Source organism: Streptomyces sp. NBC_01241, from assembly GCF_041435435.1.
GTDB lineage: Bacteria > Actinomycetota > Actinomycetes > Streptomycetales > Streptomycetaceae > Streptomyces.
In genome coordinates this window covers 301,424-319,659 of record NZ_CP108494.1, presented here as the reverse complement: position 1 = coordinate 319,659, position 18,236 = coordinate 301,424, and the positions used below count along the sequence as shown (strand labels likewise).

Here is an 18,236-nt window from a genome sequence, read left to right as displayed (position 1 = left end):
CGCCCACGAGGCGCTTATCACGCCATGGACATCCCCGCTCGACCTTCCGCCCAGCACTGCGACGCTGACAGCCTGACTGCTCAACGGGTGGTCGAGGGGTACAGATTGCTGACTGCCCGGCGGAGCTCCGGAATTATCGGCGGATGGTCAACAGCAGGGAGCGCTCGGGACTTCGGCAGTTGCTGGACGGTGTCGTCTCGCGCCACCTCAGTGGGAACACGCACGCCACGCTCAACGCAGCGTTTGCGGAGCCGGCCATGCCGGAGGTCCCCGAGGAAGAGGGGGCGCTGCGCGTACGGATCGAACGCAGCTACGCCCAGGTCTCCGTCAACGACCTCCCCCGAGTCGCGCAATGCATCCTGATCCGAGGGAACCTGACCGCCGCGATGCGTCAGCGGGCCATGCACGAGAAGACGGGTCAGCTCGTCGACGTTGTCTCCGAGGCCGTCCGCGAGAGGTCGTCGGGGCCGTAAGAACGCCCCGGGTGGTGAGGGCGCTGTGCACCCCACCGCCCGCGGCGCTCATGAGCCGGAGAGAGGACCCCGGTGCCGGCTCGGGAGGGAAGTCGCCACCGGGATCGGACGCTCAGGAGTACCCGCGGTAGCCGTCGACGGTGATGTTCGTGACGGTCGCCCCCAACGGATCAGCGAAGTAGTCGGGGTCGGCCGGCGCGATCGTGATCGGCGTGATCCGTTGCGATCGGTACCGAAGGCCGTCCACCGCTCCGGAAGCCAGCTGCGCTCCAGTGGCCACCACGGACGTCTCGCCGAGGGTGATCCGGTACTTCGTGTCCGCCTTGAACGTGCCGGACACGGTGACCCTGGCCGCGTTCCAACCGCTGTTGCCATCCTGGCCGGCCAGCCACCCGGTCACGGAGGACGCATTGCGGCCGCCGTTGATGGGTGAGAGCCGACTGGTCAGAGAACCGGCGGCGATCGAGAAGTGCCGGTCCGCGCTGACGGCGGTGCCGGCCGGCCGCACGAGCGGCGCACCGTCCGTGTGCACCTTGATGACCGGCAGGTCGGCATCGGTCGGCTGAGCCGGCAAGGTGATCACCAGATCGTTGCCGTCCGTCCGGTACGGCAGTTGGTCAGCCGTGCCGTCCACCGTGACATCGAGGATCGTGCTGGCCATACCTGGCAGCCTGATGTCGCCACCGCCGTTCGGCCAGCTGCTCACGCCGAGGTAGACCGCGTTGCCCTTGATCGTGCTGTCGCCCCAGGACATCCGGCCGTAGAGCGTCGGCCGGGCACCCTCGACGGCGTTGGGGTGGCGTGCATTCCAGGCACCGATTCCGGCCATCACGCCGGCCTGGAAGTCGTCGATGGCGCCGTTGCCCTGCGGTCCGACGTTCAACAGGTAGTTGCCGCCGCCCGATGTCACGGTGAACAGGGACCTGACCTGCTGGGTGGTCTTGGACGTCTTGGAGGCGTCGGAGCGATCGGCGCTCGGCCAGGTGCAGTAACCCCAGCACATCGGGAAGATCGAGTAGGCAGACTGCCACGGCGCCTGCAGCTGCTTGGTCGGCACCGAGTTGTCGCCGCCGACCTCGAAGTCGCCCTTGTTGTTCCAGACCCGGGAGTTGACCATGGTCTGTGGCTGCAGCCGGTGCACCGTCGCCGCCATCTCCGCGCTCTGTGCGGCGGTCGGCTTGCCCATGTCGAACCACAGTTCGTCGAGCTGCCCGTACTTCGTCAGCAACTCGGTCAGCTGCGACTTGATGTACGGCATCATCGAGTCGGGAATCGGGTTCAGGTTCTGATACGGCTCGGGGGTCTGCAACGTCCAGTCGATGATGGAGAAGTACAGACCGAAGCCCATGCCCTGAGCGCGGCAGGCGCTGCTCAGCTCCTTGATGGGATCACGGCCGAACGGTGTCTGAGCGACGACGTTGTAGTCGGTGGTCGCGGTGTCCCACATGGCGAAGCCGTCGTGGTGCTTCGACGTGAGCACCAAATACTTGGCACCCGCCGCCTTGGCGGTGGCGCACCACTGGGCAGCGTCGAACTTGTCGGCGGTGAACTGGTGCGCGCCGGCCAGGTAGTCGGAGGTCGGGATGTTCATCCACGCCTTGATCTGCTCCGGGTAGCCGATGGTCTGCTGCACCCCGTTGTAGTAGCCACCGTAGGAGGAGAACATGCCCCAGTGCACGAACATGCCGAACTGGAGCTTCTCCCAGTTCGCGATGTTCGTGTCGGTGCTCAGCGGGATCGCTGCGGGGTAGGCATCGATGGGCTTGGGGGCTGGATTGGCCTGGGCCGGGCCGCCGGCGGCCAGAGCACAACCGGCCACGAGGGCGACTGTCGCGAACGCCGCCTTCAAACTTCTGGTCAAACTTGTGACTTGGGGGTGCACGTCACTGTCCTCCCGCTGCTTCTGCAGCCGTGTGTGAGTGGGATCTCCTGGCATCCGACTGGAGACTCAAACATCGGTTCTATTGATCTTGAGGCTGCCTAATAAAGCCTGTCAAGGGAACTTGCAGCGAGAAGGGCTGAAAACATCGGAGGTATGCCGTCGACGGGTCGCATTGGAGAAGAGTCAACTGCCCGACGCCCTCACCTGCCAGAGGTCTGACGGCAACCGGTTCACCTTCACCTGGACCCCGTGATCTGCGGTATGAACCGGACCGGCTGGCTGGGCACCGTAGCTGGCGAAGTCCGCCACCCACGGCGCTCAGTCACCTATCCCACAACCACGGTCGTCCGTCGGCACCGTGTGACGTCACCCAGAATCCCGCCGCGTTGACGCCAAGGCGGGCCGCCGGACACTGGGCGACCCGCCCGGCATGCTTCGTTTCCTACGCCGCCCAGTCGAGTCAGAGTTCGGCCAGCTGCAGGAGCTTGTCGACGGCAGGGCCAGCGGACGGACAGAACGAGGCCGCCGCAGGAAGGCTGAGCGAAGCCCCGACCCGTGCTCGTCGGCTGGCTGGGGGTGCACTATCGATGGAGCATAAGGGGTATATGGGTGTGCGACGTTCGTGGGATCACTTCCGGGAGCATCCAGCCGGTGGTGGGCTGGTTGCGGTCCCGTTCGTGCTGGTTTTGACGATCGCCGCGCTGGATATCTACACCGGGCGCGATATCCATCTGGGCCCACTGCTGGTCATCGCGCCCGCTCTGACCGCCTCCCTCGCCGGGCCACGGCTCACCGCTCTCGCCGGGGTCCTGGCAGTGGCGGCCCAGGTGCTCACCGCTGTCTTCCTCGGCGGACTGACCACGCCCGACCACTTGGCACAGATCATCGCGCTGACCACGCTCTCCGCCTTGGTGATTTTCATGCGGTGTGTGCGGGAGCGGCGCGACCGGGCGCTGAGCCGGGCACGCTCTGTGGCGGAGACGGCTCAGCGTGTTCTGCTTCGGCCTCCACCACGCCGGATCGGGCCGTTGCAGGTGGCATGGCTCTACATGTCCGCGGAGGACGAGACCGAGATCGGGGGTGATCTGTTTGCGTTCGCCCGCGCCGCGCATGCCGCGACCCGGGTGGTCATCGGCGATGTCCGGGGCAACGGGCTGGCCGCCATCGGTGAGGCCTCGCTGGTGCTGGGGGCATTCCGTGAGGGCGCTCACCGGTATGCCACCCTCTCCGGGCTGGTAGCCGCCCTCGAAGACAGCGTCTCCCGGAACCTGGAGGACGTGACGGACACCGAGCACGACCCCGGCGAGCACTTCATCACCTGCCTCGTCCTGGAGATCCCCGACGACGCCCTGTCGGCCGCCGAGATGATCAATTGCGGGCATCCGCCGCCTCTGCTGTTGCACGATCAGCGGGTCACGGTCCTGCACGCCCGACAGCCCCTGCCTCCGCTGGGCGTGTGCGAACGAACGACCGAGGACGACCGCATCGACCCGTTCACCTTCGAAGGCGGTGACATGCTCGTCCTCTACACCGACGGTGTCATCGAAGCCCGCTCGCCGAACGGAGCGTTCTACCCGCTCGCCGAACGGGTCGCCTCCTTCCCCGCCACCAACCCCGACACTCTGCTGCACCACATCCACCGCGATCTGCTCGCCCACGTCGGCGGCCACCTCGCCGACGACGCCGCCCTCCTGGTCATCGAACGCACTCCTTCTCACCGGCCGAACCTCACACCCCATCCCATGGGTCACCACCGGCACCACCTCAGTGGATCGCCCCCGCCCCCAGGCCGCTGAACCCAAGAACCGGGCGCCGGCAACGGTTTCGGCAGCGCTTCGTATCCGGCGAGGCAGAGGCTGAGGCAGCACTGGTCTTCGGCTTCGACGAACACATGCTGCCCCCAGCAGGAGGTGAGATGGTGCGCGACATCGACCAGCCGACGGCGGTCTTCAGGCGTGCACGCCGGGAAACGTGCCCAGCCTTGGTCGGCGATCCTGTTGCCAAGCAGGTGGGCCGTGGGAAACACAGCAACGGGTGGAACCCGAATCCGCTCTTGTAGGTGGGTGCGGCCTGGTCTTTCTCGGAGTGGCAGGTGACCAGCGTGGCGTCGAGGTCCAGGACCAGGCCGGGCAGTTCGCGTCCGCCGGCCTTCACTGCGGGTATCGCGGTGCGGGTCTCGGCGGCCTGTAGCCAGGCCACCTCCCGGGCTGCGGCGCGGGCCAACCGCAGGCGGTCCAGTATGCGTTCGTCGACAGCGGCCAGCAACCGCCAAGCCGTCGGCGTGGAGGCCACCGGGCCGAACACCTCGCGCTGGTCCCGTAGAACGGCCGGATCCGCGATCGCCTCGCCGCCGTCGGCGAGCATCACTGCGAGATCGGCGGCGATCCGGCCTGGGTCATGGCCGGTGCCGCGCGGCCGAAGCTGCCGGAGCACGGTGGAATACGCCGCCGTCAGCCCGGTCGCTTCGGCGAGGTCCGCCAGCAAACGTGACCCGGCGTGCCCGACCACCCCCGACCCGTCAGCAGACACCACAAGCCGGGGCCGCGAACCGATATCCTTCACGCAGAAAGTGCCTTCCTCCGGCGACGACCGAACCCCTAGACAAGGTCCATCGTCCCAGCTCAGGAAGGCACCTTGCGTTTCTACCCCAACCCTTAGCCACACCCCAACCGAAGCGACGAGGTTAGCTGCGGGTGTTCCCGACGACGAGGGAGGAGGTGCGGCCATCGATGTCGGCGCCGAGGTTTGCTGGTGGCGGCTTCGACGACGGCTTGCCCTCCGGAGAAGCCCGTAACCTCGAAGAGAGCGACCTGCCATTGCCTTGGGTTCGGATCGCAGTCCACACTGATACGTCGCGCACGACCACCACCTCCCCCTCCCGTGTCCCACCCCGGCATCAAGCGGTACGTGCACACCCAGCCCCGCGAGACGGTGCCCCACCCCGGCTCCACCTCACCGGTATAGGACGCGCATGCGACGTTCCACCCTCATCACCCGGGCCCTCGGCAGCACCGCACTGGTCTGCGCCGCCGTGGCCCTGTCCCTGGTCTTCGTACGCTACGACGCGCCCGCCCCGCGCTGGGACATACTCGGGGCGCTCGGAGCGGCCGCCGTCACCGCCGGAGGGTGGATGCTCGCCTGCCGTACGGCGCCACCGCTCGGCGCCGCGCCATCCACCGCGGCAGGCAGGCCGCCGCTCCCGCACCGGCTCCCGCTGCCCGCTCGTGACGTGGGCCGGGCTACCGGAACCGTCCTCCTTGTCCTGACCCCGCTCGTCCTGACCCGGCTGGCCGCCGGTTCGGTTGGGGTGCTCTCCGGACTGCTGATCATCCTGGTCCTCGTGGTGACGGTGAAAGCACTCCTCTTCGCTCGCAAACGGGGCGGTGAGGCCGTGGCGCGCAGCAAGTTCCGCGTACTGACGGACGACGCCACGCGGGGCGAGCTCCACGCCGTACGTGTCCGGGTCGGCGAACCCGTACGGATGCGCTACCTCCAGCGTGGCGGCAAGCCGGGCGAACTCGACGTCACCCAGTTCCACTGGCTCGTCCTCCAGGACGGCGAACGTGGCATCAGACTCGGCAACGCCCCCGAGGAGGTGGGCCGGGCGGCCCTGCGCCTCGCCGGCCAGGACGGCTGGCTCTGCTGGCCGGAGCGGTGGAAGCTGATCGAGGCGGAGCTGCCCGCAGTATTTGTTTCCGACAGCGGTGAAGTGCTCATGGGGCTCACGGACCCTGACGAGGCGCGCCCGTACCTGACCGGAACGCGTCCCCCATCGTCCGACCGCGCCGTCCGGCGCCTGCCCCGCACGGCCAAGTTTGCCGCACCCGTACACACCCGGATCCTCGGCGGCGTCCTGCTCGCCGCCCTGCTCACCGCCCCCGTCCTGCCCGAAGGACTGTCCTGGACCGTACAGGAGGAGTCGGACCCGTCGATCGCATGAGCAGGCGGTCGCGACCGAGCGCCGTACGCCCGGATCCAGCCAGCCCGCAGCCGCCGGAGTGAAGTTCTCCAGGACACGCGGGAAACGTGACGAAGCCCTTCCCCGGTGGGGGAAGGGCTTCGTGAGTGAGCGCTGGGCAGGCCTTGCACCTGCATTTCCCCGCAGGAAGCGGGGCGTCTTTCCTTGGACCACCAACGCAGTGTCAGTCGCCGTGAGTTGCGGCGAACTTTCAAGATCAACTATAGCGCATGCGGCCGTCGGTCGGCCCCGGCCATCACGAAGGCGGTTGAGTGGCAGACCCGTGCGATGCGCGCTTGGTGCCAAGGCGTTCCCCGATGCGGAGACGGTGCTGGACAACGCGTTGTCCCCGATCGCGGCGATCCGCGCCCAGCACCGTGCACGAGCCGAGCAGGCCGGGACGGCTCACAGCGTGCCGCAGCTGGGGCGGACCGCGAGCGGGCCCAGCACCCGTCGGAAAGTCTTCCCGCTCTCCTGTCCCGCTGATCAGCGTAGACCGGGACAACTTGCCTGAATTCCGCTAGTGTCCTGCGCCGGAGATCCGTCGGCAGAAGCGGGCGAGGGAGTCGAGGATCTCCTCGGCCGTCTTGGTCCAGATGAACGGTGTTGGGTTTTCGTTCCACTCCTTGACCCACGCACGGATGTCGGCTTCCAGGGAACGCACGCTTTTGTGGGAGCCGCGGCGGATCTTCTGGTCGGCGAGGAAGCCGAACCACCTCTCCACCTGATTGATCCAGGACGAACCGGTAGGGGTGAAGTGCAGTTGGAACCGGGGGTGTTTGGCCAGCCACGCCTTGATGGCGGGCGTCTTGTGGGTGCCGTAGTTATCGCAGATCAGGTGGACCTGGAGATGCCCGGGAACCTCCTTTTCGATCTTGATGAGGAACTTCTTGAACTCCGCTGCCCGGTGCCGACGGTGCAGCGAGGTGATGACTTCGCCGGTCGCGACGTCGAAGGCCGCGAAGAGGGTAGTCAGACCGTTACGGACGTAGTCGTGGGTGCGACGCTCGGGCATGCCCGGCATCATCGGCAGCACCGGCTGAGACCGGTCCAGCGCCTGGATCTGCGACTTCTCGTCCACCGACAGCACTACCGCCCCTTCGGGCGGATTGAAGTACAGCCCGACCACGTCGTAGACCTTCTCCACGAACAAGGGGTCCGTCGACAGTTTGAAGGTGTCCGTCAGATGAGGCTTGAGATGGAACTTCCGCCAGATTCGGCCCACGGTCGACTTCGACAGCCCACTGCGGTCGGCCATCGACTTGCGCGACCAGTGAGTGGCGTTCTTCGGCATCTCCTCCAACGTGCTGACCACGACGGCCTCCACCTGGTCGACGCTGATGGTGGGCGGCCGGCCCGGCCGGGGCTCGTCCACCAACCCGTCCAGCCGGGCGGCCAGGAACCGCCGGCGCCACTTGCGGACCGTATCCGCCGCTACCCGAAGATCCCGCGCCACCACAACAATCGGCGGAACGTCAGGACCTGCACACGCCAGCACGATCCGCGCCCGTAACGCCACCGCCTGCGCAGACGTCGCCCGCCGGGCCCAACGCTCCAACACCGCACGCTCGTCAACGGACAACAACAACGGTTCCAGCTTCGGACCACGACGCGGTGCGGGCACACCCGCAGAAACACTCATACAGGAACTAACGATGGATCTCCGGCGCAGGACACTAGTAGGGCTCGCCTGCCGTTCAGCCCGGATCCACCGGCTTGATTCCGGAGTGATCGTTTCGGGGTTGTCTTGGCGGTTGGCGAGATGATCTGGCTGTTCGGGCAGGGAGTATCCGCTGGTCTGTCCAGCTCTTCCACGTGTTCGGCGGTCTCGGGCCCTTGCGGGCGGGGTGGTCAGGGCTTCTCAGGCTGTGGGTGGTGGCGCGTGCACGAGGTCGAAGAGCTGGGTGAAGTCGTCGGCCCAGGGCCAGTGTTCGGGCAGGTGGAGGGTGAGGCGCCGGGCGGAGCGGGCCGGGCGGGCGGGCACGTTGATCAGGTGGTCGCGGATCGTTGCGGTGGTGGCCTTGGCGTGGAAGGCGGACGCCAGGGCGCCGGCGGCGCGGGTCAGATTGTGCGCGAGAGCGGCCAGCGCGAGCCAGGCGGCGTTCGCCTGGAAGTGCCCGGAGGGGGCGTGGGCGAACGGGCCGTTCTTCAAGTCCGCGATCACCTGTTCCACGACAGCGTGCCGCCTGTGCTCACGTTCGGCATCGGACAGGGAGAGCGGAGAGTCGGTGAACGCGGCGTGGTAGCGCCAGGTATCGAAGAGTGCGCCCTGTCCCTCGGGCACCGCTGCCGGGTTGAGCCGTTTGACGCGGCGCACGATCAGACGGGCGGTGGCCTGCTGCTTCTTCGGCTTGGAGGTGAAGGCGGTGTAGGTGGTCTCGGCTATCTCGGCGTCCGAGATCCAGCACTGCCCCTCCTCGTCCCACACGGCCTTGGGGTACTTGATCGCCTTCCACGCGGCTTCGTCGATGCCCGCGATCGCGGCCTTGACCGAGGCGTTCATCCGCACGGTGACCGAGAACCGGACGCCCAGGGCCCGGCAGGCGTTCACGATATTGGCGCCGTAGAACGCGGAGTCGGCCCGCACGACCAGCAGCCCGCTCGCGCCGCACGCTCTTGCGGTGCGGATCGATTCGGCGACGAACGCGGCCGCACCTCGGGCGGAGTTGGACGGTCCCTTGCGCAGGCGGGTGGCGACGATCACCGGAGCGGCCAGCGGGGTGGAGACGATCCCGATCAGCGCGTTCAAGCCCTTGACCTTGCTGTATCCGTAGCCGGCGCCCTGCTTGGCGTAGCCGTAGGTGCGACGGATCGTGTCGTCGATGTCCACGTAGGCCACTTGGTCGGCGCCGGGCAGCAGCGGGGTGTGCGCGGCCAGTTCGGGTAGGAACCGGCGGGCCACCGCGTGCAGTTGCTTCACGTGTCCGTGGCTGAAGGAGCGCAGGTACGAGCCCAGCGTGGACGGCGCCCGCACCCCGCTGAACAGCCGCGGCAGCCCACCGTGCCGCAGCCGGTCCATGTCATCGATGCTGTCCGCCCCGGCGACCATGCCGCCGACCAGCGACATCAGCTTCGCCGCGGGGAAGGCCCCGGTGCCGTCCGTCGAGGCCGGCAGCCGGACGTGCTCGTCGACGAGTGCGGGCAGTCCGCACCGCTCGGCCAGCCGCACCACCGGGGCCAGCCCGCCGTAGCCGACCAGATTCGGATCATCAAACCGTGCGGAGACCCTCGCTGCGGCATGGGAAGATTGCATCTCGGAAGTGCCCTCGTGGTTGTGCGTGCTGGAAGCGTGAAGAACTCCCATCATCGCAGGTCACAGGGCACTTCCTCGTTTCCGGAGAGGCTATCCACAGGCATCGAGCCGGTGGATCCGGGTTCAGTGAGGAGGGCGCCCGGCGTCAGGAGCGGCTGAGCTCGTAATCCATTCGGTGAGGGCGGTGAGGGCGTCCACCGGGTGTCTGGCACGGACCCGGATCTTTCGGTAGCGGTCGCCCGGCACCGGAAACTGCGGGGTTCGGTCCGATCTGCGGGCGAGGCGCCAGATCCAGGTGCCGCGGTGAAACCTTCGGGCCGAGGCGAAGCCGTGGTCGCCACGTAGCCGTACCTCCACGTTCAGCGGTTCGCGGAACGGAGTCAGCTCGGTCGTGTCGTAGTCGACGTGGAACCTGACCTCGGCTTCCTTCCAGTCCAGCCGATCGGCTTCCGCGATTCGCTCGCGCGCGATCCGGGCGCCTTTGCGGAGGAACACGGGGTCATGGATGACCAGGGCGTCGGTCTCCAGGGTGAGCCGGGGTCTGGACAGCAGAGCCCTAACGGTCTGCACCTGAGCCGGAACGGTCGCGAAGGACACCGCACCGGCTGCCACGGCCATCGCGGTGCCCAGCACATCAGGCTGCCCCGCAGCGGCGTCCCATCCGAATGCGAGGGCCGTCAACGGCAGGCCCAGCCCCCACGGAAGCACGGCGAACAGGGCGAATACGGCCCGCCATCGTGAACGGACAAGCGCGATGTCCATGACCGGCGATGCTAGGCGGCCAGGGCCGGCCATGCCAACATCGCCCACGCCCTCGGACACCATGGCCGCGATGACTGCCGAATCCTCAAACGCTACGGATTTGTGTCGGCGTGCTTTGAACCGTGACCCCTTATCGGTCGATGAAAAGTGACCCCTTCCGTGATCAAGTGATCAGTCTGGCTCCATGGGAGTCAGGTGGAAGAGGTGATCGGTGTGGAGGACTGGGCTGAGATCCGGCGGCTCCACCGTGCGGAGGGAATGTCGATCAAGGGGATCGCGCGGCATCTGGGGATCGCCCGAAACACTGTGCGACGGGCCGTGGCCGGCGAGGATCCGCCGAAGTACCGGCGGGCGCCGAAGGGCTCGCTCGTGGACGCGGTGGAGCCGGCGATCCGCGAGTTGCTGGCGGAGTACCAGCGGATGCCCGCCACGGTGATCGCCGAGCGGATCGGATGGGAACGGTCGTTGTCGGTGCTGAAGCGGCGGGTGCGCGAACTGCGGCCGGTCTACCTTCCGGCGGATCCGGTCTCGCGGGCGGCCGACCACGCGAGCCGGTCATCCCGCCGAAGCGGGGAATGTGCTGGCCCAGCAGCTAGTGCTTGAGAACGCTCGGCAGCGCTTGTGAAGCCCAATAGTCGTTGTCCGTTGCCATGGGTTTCGCCCCACCCCAGGATCCACTGCGATAACCGATACTGAGGTAATCGTCACGCACCGTAAAGTGGGCGGCTGACCGTGTCGGCTTCCCCGGGAACACGGGCCGTGGTGGTGGGGCGACGGCCGGGGCGACCGGTCCAGCGAGGCCGCAGCCGAGTACTGCAGCAATACGCCGGCTGTGTTGGGGCGTTCACCCGAGGCAGAGTCCGAGGGTGTCGAGGGTGTACGCCACCGAACCCCGCAAGCTGATAGCAGAGCCGATCCGCGAACGGGCCCGTTTTGCTGACATTCACTCCAGATAGTGAGCGTATCGCCGTACAGCCTTTGGCCCGAGTTGTGATGTCCGTCACTTTGATCTTCAGATAAGAGTGGACCCCTGTGGCGTGACGGCCCGTAAACAAGCAGGCCGGAAGGGGTGACAGCCCGTCAAGATGCTCACGTAGAGCGCTGGTTAGTGATCTGTGGGTGATATTCAACCGGGTGCGCATGCGTGTTCGTCCATCGAAGCCGGTTGAGTAGTCACTCCCGGCACAGCGATCAGCCGTGGCCCCACCCCCAGACCCTCAACGAAGAGGACTCTCCCTGATGACCGAAGACGTTCGTGCGGACGGCAGCAGTCCGGTCGCCGACGCCGTACTGCCCCTCCCGCTGGAGTTCGAGGCGCACTACGTCACCCACCAGGAGGCGTTCCACCAGTACGCCCTGTTCTACCTGGGTTCGAATGAAGCGGCCGAGGAAGCTGTCCACCGGGCGTTCCTGGAGATCCTGCATCACTGGAACACCCTCCTCTGCGAGAGCAACCTGCAGCAGCAGACCTGGGCGATCATGCGGCGGGTCGTCATATCGCAGTCACTCATGAGCTTCCGCAAAAAGATCACCCTGATGCACAGCAACATCGGCCTGTTCGTCGCGCTCAGCAAGCTCCCCCCGCGCCAGTTCGACGTGATCGTCCTGCGGTACGTCCTGAACTGCGACACCAAGCGGATCAGCTGGTACATGGGCATCACCGACAGCACCGTCGACTACCACTGCCGCAAGGCCAAAGAACGACTGAGCGACGTACTCAACCTCCCGAACGAGACGAAAGGGAAAGCCGCATGAGTGCCACCGTCGAGCAGTACCTCGCCGAAGCCGGCCCGTCTGCCCACGAACCCCGGCGCGCCTTCGACGTCGCCGCCGGGCTGCACCGCCTGGCCCGGGACGCCGGATACGTCCGACCAGCACTCCAAGTGCCCCAGAGCTCCCGCGCCCACCGCCGACTCACCGTGGTCTCGCGCTGGTGCCTGACCCAGCCCGGCGCGGTCACCCACATAGAACGCCTCGCTGCCGAACTCGGCGAAGACGGATCCGACGCGAACCGCGCACCGCTCAAGAACCTCGACATCGAAGGCGCCCAGGTCTTCGCCTGCGCCCTGTACCTCGCCGATCACCCCGAAAGCGCCTTGTTCTGGTGGCAGCTGGCCGCCGGCGCCGGACACGGAGCCGCCGCCTACTGCCTCTATCTGCGCCACCTCGGTCTCGGAGAATCACGTGAGGCGACGCACTGGCTCAACCAGCTCCAGCGCTGCCTCGACGGCCCTTCCGACGAGTTCATCCACGGCCTGGAGCACTTCGCCGGCTACGTCGGCCGCCACGGCTCGAACGCGACCGTCGCCACCGGCCGGCTGGAAGCCGAGATCGGGCGCCTGGTCGGTAGCGGCAATACCGGTGGACTGGTCTGCCGCCCCGACCAGCAACTCGCCGACCGACTCCACGAACTCTCCTGCCGGAGCTGACCCAAAACACGAAGCCCTACCGACGACCCCGGTTCCTACGCCAATGGGTCGACAGTGGGCTCCTCGCACCGATGTACCCCCGCGATGGAAGGAACACCTCCATGAACTCTAAGCCCAAACCCCTCAGACCGAGCCGGAACAGGCGATCGCTGAACGCCCGGCACTGGATTGCTCGCCGCCGCCGCGTCATCGCCGCCAATATTCTGCGCGGCGCCTGCTACGGCATGGGCACCGGCGCCGTGGGCCTCGTCTTCTGGTGGATCGAGCAACGGCTGTAGTGCGACTTGTGCCGCGTGTCAGACGTGGCCACCGCACCACCCGGAGGCTTCAACTCATTCCGGGAGTCCTACGGTGGCCACCAGCGACGTTGAAGGGAAGCTCAGAGGTCCGGTTGGCTACAGCCCGACCGGGTTGAGGTAGGTGGCCGGGCGGGTGGCGCCGTCCTGCTTGAGGATCTGGCCGCCAAACGGCCACTTCAGGGTGAAGTACTCCGTCTCGTTCGGCGGGGTGACCAGGAACTTCGCCGGAACGAACTTCTCCTTCTGCGGAGTGGACTTGGCCACCGGGAGCAGGTTGATGCTGAAGTCCACCGTGTCCCCCTGCTTCAGGATCATCTTTTCGGGCTTCTTGGAGGAGCGCGCCAGCGACCAAGTGCGGTCGGTCTTCTGAGCGCCGATCATGTCTACACCGGCGAAGCCGGACAGGGTGCAGGTGCGCTTGCTCTGGTTGGTGAACCAGATGTACGCCTGGGTCTGCTTCTTGGTCTGCTCCATCTCCGGCTTCGCGTCATCCCCCATGGCGAAGCCGGCCTTCAGGTCGGCGGTGTGGCAACGGGTCGGCTCGGCCTTGGCGGGGGCGGCCGAGGCCGGGACGGCGGTAATGGCAGTGCCGGCGACGACAACGGCCGCAAGGGCCACGGCGGTCAGCTTGCTCTTCATGAAGTTTCGGTTTCCCCTCGAATACGAATTCGGCGCGCGAGGTCAGTGCGCGCCTACGCACCTGAAGATGTGCAATGTCTGGGGGAGGTTCGGTGTGCCGGAGAACCTTTTTCCGACAGCCAGGCTCGCGACGGTGGCCGCGTACAAGAACTCATGCGGTGTGGCGCCGCCGCCGAGTGCCGTGACCACGCGTTCTCGTTCTCGGCGCGCGTGGGCACGGGTGCCAGTGACGCCCATGACGGCCGGGGCGTACACGCGGTGCACGCGGCAGGCCCGCGACCGGGGGCGGTCGCGTGTCTCCCCCGAGTTGTGGCTCGCGGGGCCAGATCGGGGGCCGTCGATTTTCTACGGGTTGCTTCCGAGCCTTCGGATCGTTGATGTGGTATGGGGCGTTTCGATGAGTTGATCGGTCCGTTGCGGGCGAAGCTGGAGGCGGTGACGCCGCATCTGGACGAGCGTCAGCGTCGGTTGTTGTACGGGGCGGAGGCCCGGATACTCGGTCACGGTGGGATCGCCGCCGTCGCGAAGGCGGCAGGAGTCTCCAAGGGCTGCGTCTCCCGTGGGCTGGCCGAGCTGGAGGAGGATCCCGCGCCACACGGCCGTACCCGCCGGGCCGGCGCGGGCCGTCCGGCCGCGGCCGAGAAGGATCCGGGGCTGCGGGCCGCACTACTGGCCCTGGTCGAGGACAGTACCCAGGGTGATCCCATACGGCCGCTGACGTGGACGACGAAGTCGCTGCGCCACCTGGCGGGTGAACTGGCCGCCCAGGGCCACGCGGTGGGCCGGGACACCATCGCCGCGCTGCTCAAGCAGGCCGGGTTCAGCCTGCGCGCGAACGCGCGGGTCCTGGCGGGGAGTTCGCACCCGGACCGTGATGCCCAGTTCCGGCACCTCAACGACACGGTGGGCCAGTTCCTGGCCGCCGGCGATCCCGTGATTCAGTGTGGACACCAAGAAGAAGGAGCAGATCGGGCTGTTCGCGCAGGCCGGGAGGGAGTGGGTGCCGCCGGGTGCGCCGGTGAAGGTCCTCGACCACGACTTCCCCTCCCACGCTACCGGTACGGCGATCCCGTACGGCATCTACGACCTGGGGCGCAATACCGGCTTCGTCGTGGTGGGCACCGACCACGACACCGCCGCGTTCGCGGTCGCGGCCCTGCGCCGCTGGTGGAGGGAGGAAGGCCAAACGGCCTACCCCGACGCACACAGACTCCTGATCACCGCGGACGGCGGGGGCTCGAACAGCTCCCGCGCCCGCGCCTGGAAGGCCAACCTCGCCGCCCTGGCCACCGAGACGGGTCTGGAGATCAGCGTGTGCCACCTGCCCCCAGGCACATCGAAATGGAACAAGGTCGAACATCGCCTGTTCTCCTTCATCTCCATGAACTGGCGCGCCCGCCCGCTGACCAGCTACGAAGTCGCTCTCAACCTGATCGCCTCCACCACGACCACGACCGGCCTGCGTGTCAGCGCCCGCCTGGACGAGGGCGCCTATCCCACCGGTATCGAGATTGACGCCCAGCACCTTGCGGCGCTGCGTATCGACCCCGACGACTTCCACGGCGAGTGGAACTACACCATTCCGCCGCAGCCCGGCGTCCCGGCCGTGCCGCTGCAGCCGCAAGGGCGCCGAGCCCATCCCCGCCAGGCCCACACCTTCGACGCGGCGCTGGCCACCCACCCGGTGCTGACCGGTCTCACCCGGCACGCCCTCGACCAACTCGTCAGCAGAGTTCGTGAGTTGATCGACCAACTCGCACCGGGCCAGCGACCCCGCCACCGCAAACTCGCGGTCGAAAACATCATCTGGGCCTCCGTCCTGGACCAGCGCGGGCTGCCCGCCTCGCTGATCGCCCACCTCTTCCGCGTCGGCGAGAACCAGATGCGCACCCTCCTCCAGCAGACCCGCCCCCTGCTACAGCGACACGGCCACCACAGCGACCCGCTCCCGGTCCGCCTTATCGACCCCAGCGAACTCGCCCGCTATGTCATACACGCAACGACAACAGACGATTGACCCGACACGCACCAGTAATTTCTCGACGGCCCCCGCCGCCGAGGTGTCAGAGGGTGGTTCGTAATACATTGAGTGGTTCTGTCGTCGCCTGATGGTGTGGGTGCGGGCGGAATCCGCTGGTCCGCAGGCGGTGGCCTGTTGGGGTGGCGGGGTGAGTGAACGCACGCCGTACCCAAGCGACTTATCGGACGATCAGTGGGCTCTGACCGAGCCGGTGGGCGGCGTCCTGGCCACCAAGATCCACATGAAACTACCGCCGTGGCCACAACGGAGGGCTATGCCTCGCGTCCTGGCGGGGCTCAGGCCGAGCTGTTGGCCGAGGTCAACAAGCACGAGAGCGAGCACAACCTCCAGCTGGTCCTGGAAGAGTTCCGAAACTACCAGCAGGGCGTTCTGCCCGCCGGTCCCGGTGCCCGCAGCCTCACGGAGTTCTCCGTCGGCATCGACGCCCAGCTCGATGCAGCCTCGGCCGCGGCCCCAAAAGTCCAGCGCAACGACCGTGACATCCTCAACCTGCTGACCAAGCGCGCCAAGGTCTTGCACCTCGGACCGGCGAACTGCTGCTGGTTCACCGACCCCTCCAGGGCGCTCTGCCTCAAACTCGCGGGCACCCCCACCGCGGATCGGCCGCTGATCGGGATGTGTGACCCGGCTCGCTGCCCGCAGACCACCCACGACCCCTGCCACCGCCCTGTCTGGGCCGAGCACGCCGAACGCACCGAGACGTTCATCGGGCAGCTCGGCGCGACACGCAAGACAGAACGAACCCGGCTCCAAGCCGACCACGACCGGGCCCTGCGCGTCGTCGCCGAAATCGACGCCGCCAGCACGATGAACGAGGCATCCGCATGAGAATCTCCGCAGCCCAGCGGACCGAGAACGAGAACCGCATCCGAGCCGCCATGGACCGACTCCTCCGAGGCGAGATCCCACCCGGCGGAAAGTGCGACATCAAGACCCTCGCCCACGAAGCCTCCGTCGACCGCACCGCCTTCTACGGCCCCCGCCCCTACGCTCACCTCCGCGTCGAGTTCGAACGACGCCTACAGGCCATGCGAGAGGCCGGCAAGATTCCCGACCCGCGGGAAGCCCGGATCGTCCGCCTCAAGGCGGTGAACGCCAAGCTCAAGGAACGGCTCGCCCAGTCGGAGAGCACTGTCGATGAACTCTCCGACTTCCGCACCCAGGTCCTCGCCTGGCTGGCCGCGCAGCACGAAGAGATCGTCCATCTCCGCGGAACAGCCGCTGCGGCCAACCGCGCGACCCGCCTCCCAGCAGCCCGAACAACCACAATCGGATCCTGCAGCTGACATGCCCAGCCCACAGCGGCTGAGCCGGTCTTCACATGTGTCGGAGGGTGTATTCCGCGCTGGCATACTCGCCGCCCTGCGGGTCGTTCTCGGCCGGGTCTCCGCCTTTCGGAAGAAGCGAAGCGAAGGCTTCGGCATCGTCCACGGGCACGTATCCCAAATCCGCCCCGGCATCGGTATCCCAGAAACGGCGGGTGTTGGCGGAGACCGCATAGACGGTCTCGAAGCGCACGTCCGGAGCGGTGAGAGCCGTCCGGACGAAGCCGATGCCGTCGCGGGGGCTCAACCACGTGGACAGATGCCGTCGCTCGCTCGGTGCGTCCTCGAAGCTCCCGATCCGCAGGCACACCACCGACAGGCCGAACTTGTCCGCATACAGGCGCCCGAGCGCTTCCACTGCAACCTTGCTGACCCCATAAAGGCCGTCCGGACGCGCGGGCATCTCGGGTGTCACGGTCTCCGCGACAGGATAGAAGCCGCTCACACGATTACTGCTGGCCAGCACGACCCGCCGCACCCCCTGCCGACGCGCGCCCTCCAGCACGTTGTGCGTCCCTCGGACATTCCCGTCCAGCAGATCCGGCAATGGCGCCTCATCAGGGACCCCACCCAGATGCACCACCGCGTCCACGTCCTTCAGGGCTGCTGTCACCGCTTCAGCATCACGCAGATCCAGCTGGTGAACGTCCTCCGTCGGCGCCTGCGCTGTGAGCCCAACACGATCGATGAGCACCAACCGCGCTACCTCATCACGCAAGCCGACCCGCACCACCGATCCGATCCGCCCGGCGGCACCCGTGATCGCCACAGTCTCAAGTTTCGTTCCCATGGCGACCATCCTGCCGCACACCACCGACATCGGGATCTCCGCAGGCCTTCCGCGGGCGACTGGAAGTGGCGACGGCTTGTGATCTGCCTCACGGCGGCTGTTCGGGAATCACAACACCGCCTGCCACCATCGAAGCAAAACCGGCCGCCGTAACCGTCCCGCTCAATGGCCACACGGATCTATCCGCGCACGGCCTCTGCGGACACAAGGCACACATACGGCACGCACAACATCGAGGACGGGGTCGACCCGAAGTCTATCCAGGTTCTCTTGAGTCCTCAGCAGTGTGTCCATGACGCGCAGCACGAGCCTGGGGCGGGCGGAGATCTGTGTGGCGGAGGTAATTATCTACCGCCGTCCATCACGCAGTTCTCCAGGAGGTTTG

The 18,236-nt window shown here is 67.1% G+C and carries 14 protein-coding genes and 3 pseudogenes; 10 read left to right on the top strand and 7 right to left on the bottom strand.

All coding sequences use genetic code 11. The annotated features are described in order from the left end of the window. Positions 1-143 precede the first annotated feature (143 nt). Positions 144-473, top strand: coding sequence for a hypothetical protein (locus OG306_RS01520; RefSeq protein WP_266752936.1), 330 nt, complete (start codon positions 144-146; stop codon positions 471-473). A gap of 112 nt (positions 474-585) precedes the next feature. On the opposite strand, the gene OG306_RS01515 is transcribed toward OG306_RS01520, so the two are convergent. Beyond that, entirely contained in the window at positions 586-2,292 is a 1,707-nt protein-coding gene (locus OG306_RS01515) for an alpha-L-fucosidase (RefSeq protein WP_266752938.1), read from the bottom strand. A gap of 740 nt (positions 2,293-3,032) precedes the next feature. On the opposite strand from OG306_RS01515, the gene OG306_RS01510 reads away from it, so the two are divergent. Further along, positions 3,033-4,151 (top strand): PP2C family protein-serine/threonine phosphatase, encoded by a 1,119-nt coding sequence (locus OG306_RS01510; protein ID WP_266752940.1) that lies wholly within the window; start codon positions 3,033-3,035, stop codon positions 4,149-4,151. Positions 4,152-4,320: 169 nt separating this feature from the next. Here OG306_RS01510 and OG306_RS01505 read toward each other — a convergent pair. Then, positions 4,321-4,980, bottom strand: a pseudogene (locus tag OG306_RS01505) (transposase); the annotation flags it as partial. A gap of 346 nt (positions 4,981-5,326) precedes the next feature. Here OG306_RS01505 and OG306_RS01500 point away from each other — a divergent pair. Continuing rightward, positions 5,327-6,295, top strand: a complete 969-nt coding sequence (locus tag OG306_RS01500) for a hypothetical protein (RefSeq protein WP_266908849.1) — start codon at positions 5,327-5,329, stop codon at positions 6,293-6,295. A gap of 538 nt (positions 6,296-6,833) precedes the next feature. Here the strand turns inward: OG306_RS01500 and OG306_RS01495 are convergent. The 3 genes from OG306_RS01495 to OG306_RS01485 all read right to left on the bottom strand — a co-directional run bounded on the left by OG306_RS01495 (position 6,834) and on the right by OG306_RS01485 (position 10,328). Next, positions 6,834-7,955: an IS630 family transposase gene (locus OG306_RS01495; RefSeq protein ID WP_266752985.1), complete on the bottom strand. Its 1,122-nt coding sequence runs from the start codon at positions 7,953-7,955 to the stop codon at positions 6,834-6,836. A 219-nt stretch (positions 7,956-8,174) separates the two neighbouring features. Beyond that, entirely contained in the window at positions 8,175-9,566 is a 1,392-nt protein-coding gene (locus tag OG306_RS01490) for an IS1380 family transposase (RefSeq protein WP_266745780.1), read from the bottom strand. Positions 9,567-9,689: 123 nt separating this feature from the next. After that, positions 9,690-10,328 carry a hypothetical protein gene (locus OG306_RS01485; RefSeq protein ID WP_266752942.1) on the bottom strand — a complete coding sequence of 213 codons (639 nt, stop codon included), beginning with the start codon at positions 10,326-10,328 and terminating at the stop codon, positions 9,690-9,692. A gap of 204 nt (positions 10,329-10,532) precedes the next feature. Here OG306_RS01485 and OG306_RS01480 point away from each other — a divergent pair. The 4 genes and pseudogenes from OG306_RS01480 to OG306_RS01465 form a co-directional block, all read left to right on the top strand. Further along, positions 10,533-10,862 (top strand): annotated as a pseudogene (locus OG306_RS01480) (helix-turn-helix domain-containing protein); the annotation flags it as partial. A gap of 705 nt (positions 10,863-11,567) precedes the next feature. Continuing rightward, positions 11,568-12,083, top strand: coding sequence for a sigma-70 family RNA polymerase sigma factor (locus OG306_RS01475; protein ID WP_266752944.1), 516 nt, complete (start codon positions 11,568-11,570; stop codon positions 12,081-12,083). Continuing rightward, positions 12,080-12,757, top strand: a complete 678-nt coding sequence (locus OG306_RS01470) for a hypothetical protein (protein ID WP_266908847.1) — start codon at positions 12,080-12,082, stop codon at positions 12,755-12,757. Before OG306_RS01475 ends, OG306_RS01470 begins: the two co-directional genes overlap by 4 nt. A 101-nt stretch (positions 12,758-12,858) precedes the next feature. After that, positions 12,859-13,035 (top strand): hypothetical protein, encoded by a 177-nt coding sequence (locus OG306_RS01465; RefSeq protein ID WP_266752949.1) that lies wholly within the window; start codon positions 12,859-12,861, stop codon positions 13,033-13,035. Between the two features lie 117 nt (positions 13,036-13,152). Here the strand turns inward: OG306_RS01465 and OG306_RS01460 are convergent, their stop codons facing one another. Then, entirely contained in the window at positions 13,153-13,695 is a 543-nt protein-coding gene (locus OG306_RS01460; RefSeq protein ID WP_266752951.1) for a DUF4232 domain-containing protein, read from the bottom strand. 384 nt (positions 13,696-14,079) lie between these two features. On the opposite strand from OG306_RS01460, the pseudogene OG306_RS01455 reads away from it, so the two are divergent. The 3 genes and pseudogenes from OG306_RS01455 to OG306_RS01445 all read left to right on the top strand — a co-directional run. After that, a pseudogene (locus OG306_RS01455) lies at positions 14,080-15,286 on the top strand (ISAzo13 family transposase); the annotation flags it as partial. Positions 15,287-15,970: 684 nt separating this feature from the next. Continuing rightward, the gene (locus OG306_RS01450; RefSeq protein ID WP_266752953.1) at positions 15,971-16,564 is read left to right on the top strand and encodes a hypothetical protein; all 594 of its coding nucleotides are present in this window, start codon (positions 15,971-15,973) and stop codon (positions 16,562-16,564) included. Continuing rightward, the gene (locus tag OG306_RS01445; protein ID WP_266752955.1) at positions 16,561-17,022 is read left to right on the top strand and encodes a hypothetical protein; all 462 of its coding nucleotides are present in this window, start codon (positions 16,561-16,563) and stop codon (positions 17,020-17,022) included. The genes OG306_RS01450 and OG306_RS01445 overlap by 4 nt, the downstream gene beginning before the upstream one ends. 31 nt (positions 17,023-17,053) lie before the next feature. On the opposite strand, the gene OG306_RS01440 is transcribed toward OG306_RS01445, so the two are convergent. After that, positions 17,054-17,851 (bottom strand): NAD-dependent epimerase/dehydratase family protein, encoded by a 798-nt coding sequence (locus OG306_RS01440; protein WP_371665055.1) that lies wholly within the window; start codon positions 17,849-17,851, stop codon positions 17,054-17,056. Positions 17,852-18,236 lie beyond the last annotated feature (385 nt).

What these genes read in the sequence shown, in the direction of transcription:
- OG306_RS01440 (WP_371665055.1), bottom strand. Translation starts at nt 17,851, where the DNA reads ATGGGAACGAAACTTGAGACTGTGGCGATCACGGGTGCCGCCGGGCGG.
- OG306_RS01475 (WP_266752944.1), top strand. Translation starts at nt 11,568, where the DNA reads ATGACCGAAGACGTTCGTGCGGACGGCAGCAGTCCGGTCGCCGACGCC.
- OG306_RS01465 (WP_266752949.1), top strand. Translation starts at nt 12,859, where the DNA reads ATGAACTCTAAGCCCAAACCCCTCAGACCGAGCCGGAACAGGCGATCG.
- OG306_RS01520 (WP_266752936.1), top strand. Translation starts at nt 144, where the DNA reads ATGGTCAACAGCAGGGAGCGCTCGGGACTTCGGCAGTTGCTGGACGGT.
- OG306_RS01490 (WP_266745780.1), bottom strand. Translation starts at nt 9,566, where the DNA reads ATGCAATCTTCCCATGCCGCAGCGAGGGTCTCCGCACGGTTTGATGAT.
- OG306_RS01485 (WP_266752942.1), bottom strand. Translation starts at nt 10,328, where the DNA reads ATGGACATCGCGCTTGTCCGTTCACGATGGCGGGCCGTATTCGCCCTG.
- OG306_RS01460 (WP_266752951.1), bottom strand. Translation starts at nt 13,695, where the DNA reads ATGAAGAGCAAGCTGACCGCCGTGGCCCTTGCGGCCGTTGTCGTCGCC.
- OG306_RS01445 (WP_266752955.1), top strand. Translation starts at nt 16,561, where the DNA reads ATGAGAATCTCCGCAGCCCAGCGGACCGAGAACGAGAACCGCATCCGA.
- OG306_RS01500 (WP_266908849.1), top strand. Translation starts at nt 5,327, where the DNA reads ATGCGACGTTCCACCCTCATCACCCGGGCCCTCGGCAGCACCGCACTG.
- OG306_RS01495 (WP_266752985.1), bottom strand. Translation starts at nt 7,955, where the DNA reads ATGAGTGTTTCTGCGGGTGTGCCCGCACCGCGTCGTGGTCCGAAGCTG.
- OG306_RS01470 (WP_266908847.1), top strand. Translation starts at nt 12,080, where the DNA reads ATGAGTGCCACCGTCGAGCAGTACCTCGCCGAAGCCGGCCCGTCTGCC.